Origin of the sequence: Arthrospira sp. PCC 8006 (assembly GCF_046480465.1) — a bacterium.
In the GTDB taxonomy this organism is placed as follows: Bacteria; Cyanobacteriota; Cyanobacteriia; order Cyanobacteriales; family Microcoleaceae; genus Limnospira; species Limnospira platensis.
Genome location: NZ_PKGG01000224.1, coordinates 1 through 8,198, shown reverse-complemented (window position 1 = coordinate 8,198; position 8,198 = coordinate 1). Strand labels below are relative to the sequence as shown.

General features: G+C 40.0%; 10 protein-coding genes and 1 pseudogene. 2 read left to right on the top strand and 9 right to left on the bottom strand.

Going from position 1 to position 8,198, the window contains the following annotated elements:
- Positions 1-189 (top strand): annotated as a pseudogene (locus B9T16_RS22950) (hypothetical protein); the annotation flags it as partial.
- A gap of 312 nt (positions 190-501) precedes the next feature.
- Positions 502-2,643, top strand: coding sequence for a glycine--tRNA ligase subunit beta (gene glyS, locus B9T16_RS22945; RefSeq protein WP_410245870.1), 2,142 nt, complete (start codon positions 502-504; stop codon positions 2,641-2,643).
- 10 nt (positions 2,644-2,653) lie between these two features.
- Here glyS and B9T16_RS22940 read toward each other — a convergent pair whose 3' ends face one another.
- The 9 genes from B9T16_RS22940 to B9T16_RS22900 form a co-directional block, all read right to left on the bottom strand.
- Positions 2,654-2,827: a hypothetical protein gene (locus B9T16_RS22940; RefSeq protein WP_410245869.1), complete on the bottom strand. Its 174-nt coding sequence runs from the start codon at positions 2,825-2,827 to the stop codon at positions 2,654-2,656.
- A gap of 839 nt (positions 2,828-3,666) precedes the next feature.
- Positions 3,667-4,056, bottom strand: coding sequence for a hypothetical protein (locus B9T16_RS22935; RefSeq protein ID WP_410245868.1), 390 nt, complete (start codon positions 4,054-4,056; stop codon positions 3,667-3,669).
- A complete protein-coding gene (locus B9T16_RS22930; RefSeq protein ID WP_410245867.1) occupies positions 4,010-4,291 on the bottom strand; it encodes a hypothetical protein in 282 nt (93 codons plus the stop codon). Before B9T16_RS22930 ends, B9T16_RS22935 begins: the two co-directional genes overlap by 47 nt.
- 18 nt (positions 4,292-4,309) lie before the next feature.
- Positions 4,310-4,588, bottom strand: a complete 279-nt coding sequence (locus B9T16_RS22925) for a hypothetical protein (protein WP_410245866.1) — start codon at positions 4,586-4,588, stop codon at positions 4,310-4,312.
- Positions 4,589-4,648: 60 nt separating this feature from the next.
- Entirely contained in the window at positions 4,649-4,870 is a 222-nt protein-coding gene (locus B9T16_RS22920) for a hypothetical protein (RefSeq protein WP_006616005.1), read from the bottom strand.
- A 13-nt stretch (positions 4,871-4,883) separates the two neighbouring features.
- Complete coding sequence (locus B9T16_RS22915) at positions 4,884-6,083, bottom strand: hypothetical protein (protein ID WP_410245865.1); 1,200 nt, start codon at positions 6,081-6,083, stop codon at positions 4,884-4,886.
- An 85-nt stretch (positions 6,084-6,168) separates the two neighbouring features.
- A complete protein-coding gene (locus tag B9T16_RS22910) occupies positions 6,169-6,885 on the bottom strand; it encodes a hypothetical protein (protein ID WP_410245864.1) in 717 nt (238 codons plus the stop codon).
- Positions 6,886-7,206: 321 nt separating this feature from the next.
- Positions 7,207-7,611 (bottom strand): DUF1064 domain-containing protein, encoded by a 405-nt coding sequence (locus B9T16_RS22905; RefSeq protein ID WP_410245863.1) that lies wholly within the window; start codon positions 7,609-7,611, stop codon positions 7,207-7,209.
- A complete protein-coding gene (locus B9T16_RS22900; protein ID WP_410245862.1) occupies positions 7,601-7,951 on the bottom strand; it encodes a hypothetical protein in 351 nt (116 codons plus the stop codon). The genes B9T16_RS22905 and B9T16_RS22900 overlap by 11 nt, the downstream gene beginning before the upstream one ends.
- Between the last annotated feature and the right edge of the window lie 247 nt (positions 7,952-8,198).

Below are 8,198 nucleotides of genomic sequence, written 5' to 3'. Positions count from 1 at the left end.
CCATGWTTYTGTCGTGAACTTCTGGAATTGACGGGAGTCTGCGAGGGAATGCGGCGACACCAATTTAGGGAAAGGTGTGRGTKRGRARGCGATCGCTCTATACCCCTAGCGGAAAAGGTTACAGCCAGACCTGTCGAATTTACCTCCCYCAACTCGCCAGTTAACCCTMACGCCAGGAAGAGTCTTTAAATGTATCGGAAATACTACGAGGAATTGAGTAATTTTTCAGGGGAGTTTCTAACAGTAATTGACAAAACCAGATTTGGCGTGATATTTTCAAGATAATGGTTATTCCGTGTCTATAACCGGATAAACTCCCCGAAACCCCTATGCTGTCGTGAACTTCTGTAATTGACGGGAGTCTGAGAGAGAATGCGGCGACACCAATTTAGACCAATTTCGGGAGAGGTGGACGAAGTTAGAACCGAAACGAACCGAAACGAACCGAAACTGTGGTAGGATGTCAAATTGTCCGAACACTGACCACCTGCACTGTCTCCCATGCCTAGCTTTTTACTCGAAGTCGGTACAGAAGAATTACCAGCAACCTTTGTCGAAGGCGCGATCGCCCAGTGGGAGGCGATGATTCCCGCCAGCCTAAAAGAACAATACCTCACCTGCGAGTCGGTGAAAGTGTACGCCACACCGCGAAGACTGGCTGTAGTCATAGCCGGACTGCCCGAACAGCAACCTGATCGCCAAGAAGAAATCAAAGGTCCCCCCGCCACTGCTGCCTTCAAAGAGGGGAAACCGACGAAAGCAGCGGAAGGTTTCGCGAAAAAACAGAATATCAAATTAGAAGACATCGAAATTCGCCCGACCTCCAAAGGGGATTTCGTGTTTGTCCTCAAACACATTCCCGGACGCAAAACCGCCGAAATTGTCACGGAATTAATACCCCAATGGATTAATCGGTTGGAAGGTAAGAGATTTATGCGCTGGGGAGATGGAGATATCCGCTTCCCCCGTCCGATTCGTTGGTTAGTAACCCTACTAGATCAGGAGATATTACCGCTAAGTATCCCCAACGGTTCGGAAACTATTAGCAGCGATCGCCATAGCCAAGGTCATCGAGTTTTACACCCTAACTCAGTGAGTATTGCGGAAGCCACGGACTATGCGGAAACCCTGGGTAAAGCCTTTGTAGAAGTAGATCCGCAGACGCGAAAAACAGCGATCGCCAACCAGGTAAAAGTAGCAGCGAACAGCGTAGGCGGCGAGGCGGAAATTCCCGAAGATTTGCTGAATGAAGTGGTTAACTTAGTGGAATGGCCGACAGCGGTAGTGGGAACTTTTGACGGGGAATTTTTAGTGCTGCCACCGGAAGTGATTAAAATGGTAATGGTGACACATCAGCGGTATTTCCCAGTCTTAGATACCCAAGGTAATCTGAAACCATATTTTATTACTATTTCTAATGGTAATCCAGCCAAAGCTGCCATTATTGCATCGGGGAATGAACGGGTAATCCGCGCCAGATTAGCAGATGGAGAATTTTTCTATAAAACCGATTTAAAGAAACCCCTAGAAAACTATCTCCCCGACTTGGAAAATGTCACGTTTCAAGAAGATTTGGGTTCAGTTCGCGATAAGGTAAGTCGGATTATTGCCAATGCCGATCGCATTGCTAAACAGCTAAAAGTAAGCGAAGGGGAACTCGCCCAGATTAAAAGGGCAGCCTTATTATGCAAAGCTGATTTAGTCTCTCAGATGGTTTATGAATTTCCCGAACTTGAGGGAATCATGGGTGAAAAATATGCTTTAGCTGGCGGGGAATCTGAAGGGGTCGCTAAGGCTATAGTTGAACATTATCTTCCCAAGGGAGCAAGCGATCGCCTGCCGACAAATATCATTAGTCAAGTGGTCGCCCTAGCTGATAAACTCGACACCCTAGTTAGTATTTTTGGCTTGGGAATGCTTCCCACAGGTTCATCAGATCCCTTTGCTCTGAGACGGGCGGCTAATGGAGTTCTGAATATTATCTGGTCGGCTGACTTACCTTTAAATTTGCATGAGTTGCTAAAGGATTTAACGACGGATTTCGTTAATAGTCATCCTAACGCGATGTTAGGTCTGATTCATCATTTAGAAGATTTCTTTTTACAGCGCATTCGGACTTTGTTGCAGGACGAGAAATCTATTGATTATGATTTGGTAAATGCGGTGCTGGGAGATGAAGACATAGAATATAAGGAACGCGCGTTACAAGATTTATTAGATGTACGCGATCGCGCTTTGTTTTTACAAGAAATTCGCGGTGATGGTACCTTAGACATCATCTATGAAACTATCAACCGTTCCACCCGTCTGGCTAAACAAGGCGACCTCGACACGGGGGAACTTCAACCCGATACGGTGATTAACCCTTCCCTGTTTGAAAAGTCTTCAGAACAGGCATTGATGGAAGCCCTAGAAAACTTGATACCCAACACTCAAGCCGCGCTAGAAACTCGCAATTATCGACAGTTAATTACAGCCTTAGCAGCAATTGTTCCCACAGTTACCCAATTCTTTGACGGTGAAAATAGTGTTTTGGTGATGGACTCTAACCCGAAAGTACAGCGAAACCGTCTCAACCTACTAGGGTTGTTGCGAAATCATGCCCGTGTACTAGCAGATTTTGGCGCAATTGTCAAGGGGTAAATGATAGATTTTACAATTCTGTGATGATTTCTTTGGGAAAAAATTTGAATCCATTAAGGACAAAAATAACTAACCCAGTCAGAATAACCCAATTAGCCAACAGGAAACTAGAGACAACCGCAACTAAAGCAATGCCTCCTGAGACTAGCTTGATTAATTCTTCTTGGGTGTAAGTATAAACCAAAACGGCAGCAATAGAGATAGCGATCGCAATTAGGGAAGGTAAATATCCTTCGGGGGGCGTTAACTATAAACCCTTATCCTGACAGCGATAGCGGGTTATTACTCAACCCCTATATCCTATTGAGTTACTCAGATATTACTCACAATCTARTCMTAGCACAGGAAAATAATTCTGTCAATAGGATGATTACTCAGTCAACAAGCACAACTTAATCAATCTGTCAAATGCCTACTATCTCCCCCTAACCAAACACAGACAGGGTAACTCTCTCGTGATACCCGTCAATGGCAAGCCTTCGGTTCGTAACGAACCATTGACTGCTATCACGTCGTTCGTTTCCCCAATAGTGCTTGTTCCGGTTGGGGGGAGGGTATGGCTCAAATTTCAAAACCCATAGGGGTAGTCAGGTTATTGGGGAAATATTGGGGAGCCTACTCACTACCAACAAAATGCGATCGCATAATCACGACTAACCTGGCTATGACATACTGAAGCGATACCCCTAAACAACTTTTCAACTGGTGACTTGTTTCGTCATCTCTCGCTGATACCTACATAATCCTAGAGAATTGATTCCCCATCGAAACCGATACCTACATACCGCTAGACAAGTCTCCAATTTTTGGTGGTAATCATCCCGTGCCGAACCCAGTACCCCTAATAGACGGGTTAAGGTTTTGGCTTAGGGTGTTTATTGTGGGTAAACTAGGGGGGTAAGCATATAAATAATTTTCGATACCGTATTTTCGGTACTGAAAACAGATAATATGAATGAACCCCTACAGTCAGAAACCATAGGGGCCATTTAAGTTATTGAGTTAGCTGTTAGGTGTTAGGGTTTAGTACAGGAAATGTCGTTTTGGTAGCTCCCCGCTAATCTTACACTTAGTAATCATAGCTAACGCTACGTCTGTTAGCTTGTCTACAATGAGTTGGTCAGATTTCCCTATGTAGATGTGATGATTGACGCTACCATCCCACCCTTTGAGGTTCCAGTAGGTAAAACCATTAATTGAGAGTTTTTTGCAAGCTGTAAATCGTTTACCATTAACCTCTACTGAAAAAGATTTATGGGTTTCTAGGTATTTAAACCATTCTAAAGAACCTACTTCGATACAGATATTACCATGACCTACCAGAAACCCTTTGTAAGACCCTGTTAGTGTGACTACTGGGAGTAGCTTAGGCATTAAAATCACCTCCCAGTAGGATATCGCTGTTATAACCATTAAGGTTACATTCAGGTGATATTACGTCTGAATCGAATCGAGTAATAATTGGATACTGAGATTCTACCCATTTCTCGTGTACTGCCAGAAAGTCAATAGCGTAATTATGAGCAATTTCTGCTATCGTGATTCTATCCTCACGAGTTGCTGTTAAATTATTGCCAGCTAATCTGACAAAAATCTCCCTAGCCATTTCTGCAATAACCATCATTTTTTCTTGTTCAAACTCATTCATGGCTTTATTTCCTATTGATTAATTGAACTTGTGATCATCATTATCGGGGTGATTTTGATTATTGTTGTGTTCTGTAATTTTTGCATAAAGCAAGGCTTCAATACCTTTGAGTAACTCGATTTCCGCGTTTAAAAAATGCCTGTGGATTTGAATAAATTCGACAATTTCGTCGAATTGTTCAGATGTGATAGCAAGTTCTACTAAGTCAAGTAATCCTACCGCGTTAGGGTTTAATCGATTACTCATGTAGCTATATTCTACTACGTTTAATCCGGGCGTACTTGATTTGATTGACATGGATTTATCCTTTGATAGTGGTTAAGTTGTGATAGTTTAACGTCATTTCGGACGGGTTTGTTACTCAATTTTAGTCAGCAAATGTTTAATGTAATTAAGTTGTTTTAGGAGTAATTGTTCCTTTGCGACTGCCAGGGAATACTCGGTTTGACAATCATTCATTATTGTTATCAAAGTATCCTTAGCGTCTTGTTTGGTAGCATTGTAAATCGTGGTGTCTACCATTTGTTTAAACGTTTTAAACCTTGTTTGAGTAATAGCGTCAATGTTATTTTGAGTCATTTTAATTACCTCCTTAAATAATTTGTTTCCAAACGTTTTTACCGTTTTGATTAATCATTGAATAGCCCCTGCTTTTCATTAGATTAGTCAACTCTGAAACATTAACGCGACTATCAAGATATCCATCTGTTTTAGCTCTCTCAATGGCTTCTTTTAACGCTTTCGGGTCGATATCAGTTACCACCTCGGTTAACTCAGGACATCCCGCGTTAATTGCCTGGTTGTTTTGTTTCATTTTTGCCTCAATACCTTGAGTGATAAAACTGTCTAAAAATTGTTCAGTACCTGATGATATAGTCAAGATTTTTTCATTAACAAAATCCCAGTAATCATTGAAGCGTTTAATTGATTCATTGATAGATAATTGATAAATCAATGAATGGGTGACAATAATTTCACTTGATAACCTAGCGTTAATGATATATTTTTTGTGTTTCTGTAGTTGTTTTTTGACCTTGCTGTATTGATTGCAGTTATCGATATTTCTCCAGAAAATTTCTAATTGAGATGATAATTTATCAAGCGTAATATCCTCTACATCGTTTAAATCACTTAACTCGTAACCATTGCCCCTATATTCCTCTGATGTCATAGTCTCTCGTTTTTTAAACCATATAGGAAACATTCGTCTTTTGAGTTCGTTTAACTCCCACAATGTCCACAATGGATGTATTGAATTAATCACCTTTAAAGCGAAAGCATTAAAAATCATGTTAGTTCCCGGTGTCTGACTACTGATGGTTATTCGGCTATTTTTGCGGTTTAACACCTGGAAAAGCGATAACATATTCTCATTTTTAATCAACAAATTAGGAGTGATATCTTCCCATACCAATATAAAATTTTTCTCAAATTCACATTGAAGGGGGTCATAAAATCGTTCATGTTGTATCTTGTTTCTCAGTGAAGCGAAAGTGCTATTAGCAAGCACCGAGGTTGTCTTGTATAGTTCAGATGCTACGGTAGCTATCTGTGACTTTCCAGTACCGCTAGACCCCCAAAGGAACAGGATACCAGCGGTAGACATTAACGTTACTGGAGACGCTATAAACGAGGCGATAATTGGAAACTGAATATCAGGATATGGCAGAACACAGACAGCCCGTAAAACAGACTCTAATTGCTCACCCAGGTTGCCTTCTGTGATTATTTCTTCTAGTTCAGATGACATCTGACTTCTAATTAGTCTATAATCAATATAGTCCTCAGACATGGTAGTAACCTCTTATCGCTCTTGTATTGCTGACATGGTATGGTGGTTATTCCCCCCTAAATATTTAGGGGGGATTTATTTGTGACTACATTAATCGCAGTAATTCAATTAATGCAATTAATACATTAGAATCAAGTTGTTTAACCTTGTTATAAAGACTCTCAAAGCTAGGGTCACAATCCAAAACCTTAGCCCCTTCTGTTAACCTTTCYTCRAAGGTTTTGTATTTTGCCTTTCCATTAAATCCTGCTTTATTTTTAGTCTTGGATTCAATGAAAGCGTCAATATCTCCGATTGAGTAAGTAGCGACAGATTGATTGAATGGATTAATACATTCAATTTCTAAGATATTAGAAATATCAGAGTTTAAATTATCGTCTCCGATATTTCCCTCTAATATCCTGTCAGAAAGTTTGACTGATGATTGACTTAGATTTATTGTTGCTGTAAACATCACAGAACCGTCTGTAAGCATTGAGTCACTTTCGACTATTTTAAGCAATGCGAGTTCTGGAGATGTAGGGGTGTATTCTCGTTTTTTGCCGTTATATTCAGTCTCGTATTTTTCAATACAAAACCGTACAGCAATTAATTCTTTATCACCTTTGGAGTAACTCCAATCCCTATCATTAAAATTCTGAAAATCCCCAGAAATACCCTTTCCGAATATCCATAGGTGAGGTGGTTTTATTCGGAATTGTGCATAATCAACAATTAGAAAGGTTGCCGTTTCACCGGGCTTAACTGCACTGCAATAACTAAATTTATCGTCCTGTTTTTTGCCGTAATATCCGATACTCATGATTAACTATCCTTTGATGATTGATTGATTGTTTTTGAGATTTTTTTRCAGACATCCCAAAACTGAGAATTYCCAACAATTGAAACCCGTAACTTACCCTCATAACTTAATTTAACTGTACAGGTTCCCCTGTAACCTCCACGGGGAAAATACGAACCCATATAGGAGTAGGCTAAATCCTTGAGTTGTGAAGTTTGATGGTCCTCAATAGGGGTTAGTATCCGGTAGGCTATTTGAGTGGTTTAATACTCAAATAAATGCGGATTATAGGTAGCACTTAACAGCTCTCCCGTGATATCAAAAATCCCTCTGTAGTGTAGTTTATTCATTGTTTGTCCTTGGAATTTCTAAGTTGTTTAAAATCTCCTGAAACTCGTCGATATTGATAAATGAGATGCCTTGCCATTGATAAGATGTCCCCCTTATAACAAACCAACACTGATTGACTAAGCCAGGATTAAGGTACTGCAATAACTGCATTTTTAGCTTAAATGAATCAGTTAATACTCCCTTAACTTCGATGTAACGATTAAAGAACGGACTATAAAAATCTGGAATCCAGGTGATATTTTTCCAAGGTTTTGTATGTTCAATTAATGTCATTTTAGGGTGAACAATTAATTGATTATCATGTTTTCGTAGAAGGTGATAAACCCGACACTCAAATGCACTTGGAAAATAATAGCCGTCTATTTTTTGCCCTCTAGCMTTGTATTTATTTTTCATCTTTTGGGTACACTCCGAAAGATGTATTAGGATTATCAGGTTCTCTATCCCCGCCGTTTTCGGCTTGATATATATTCCATTCTTCTCTGTAGAACTCTAGGGCTTCTGTACAAATTTCCTCAAGTTTGTCAGGATGTAATGGGATTAATTTTTTAAGAATTTCGCCTATAAAATAAGCAATAAAATCCTTATCAAACTTAACTAAAGTTGATTGCCACGTAAACCCCTTTACGCCTGAAATTGGAACTTTGATATATAGGGAATGACCGATATACATCAAGGGGGTTAACGTGATGTTTCGTAGGTTAAGCCTAACCTCGGACCAATGACGTGGTATCATGCTATAATTTCCTAATGCTTAGTGGCTACCGCTTATGTGCTTTTAAAATAGAGTCCCTAAAAAATTTACACATAAGCGGTTTTGTTTTTGGTGTGGGATTAATCTAACCAACTATAAAATGGGTTGACTTCATTATCTTCATCCTCTAAATCACTCTCAGAGCCCAATAGATGGTCTTCTAGTGCATTAATATCATCCTGTATGRCTCCCGTAACCTTACGAGGTAGCTTTACTCCACCTGCTTTTA

Coding starts and splice junctions, on each gene's coding strand:
- glyS (WP_410245870.1), top strand. CDS start 502: ATGCCTAGCTTTTTACTCGAAGTCGGTACAGAAGAATTACCAGCAACC.
- B9T16_RS22935 (WP_410245868.1), bottom strand. CDS start 4,056: ATGGTTATAACAGCGATATCCTACTGGGAGGTGATTTTAATGCCTAAG.
- B9T16_RS22930 (WP_410245867.1), bottom strand. CDS start 4,291: ATGAATGAGTTTGAACAAGAAAAAATGATGGTTATTGCAGAAATGGCT.
- B9T16_RS22925 (WP_410245866.1), bottom strand. CDS start 4,588: ATGTCAATCAAATCAAGTACGCCCGGATTAAACGTAGTAGAATATAGC.
- B9T16_RS22920 (WP_006616005.1), bottom strand. CDS start 4,870: ATGACTCAAAATAACATTGACGCTATTACTCAAACAAGGTTTAAAACG.
- B9T16_RS22915 (WP_410245865.1), bottom strand. CDS start 6,083: ATGTCTGAGGACTATATTGATTATAGACTAATTAGAAGTCAGATGTCA.
- B9T16_RS22900 (WP_410245862.1), bottom strand. CDS start 7,951: ATGATACCACGTCATTGGTCCGAGGTTAGGCTTAACCTACGAAACATC.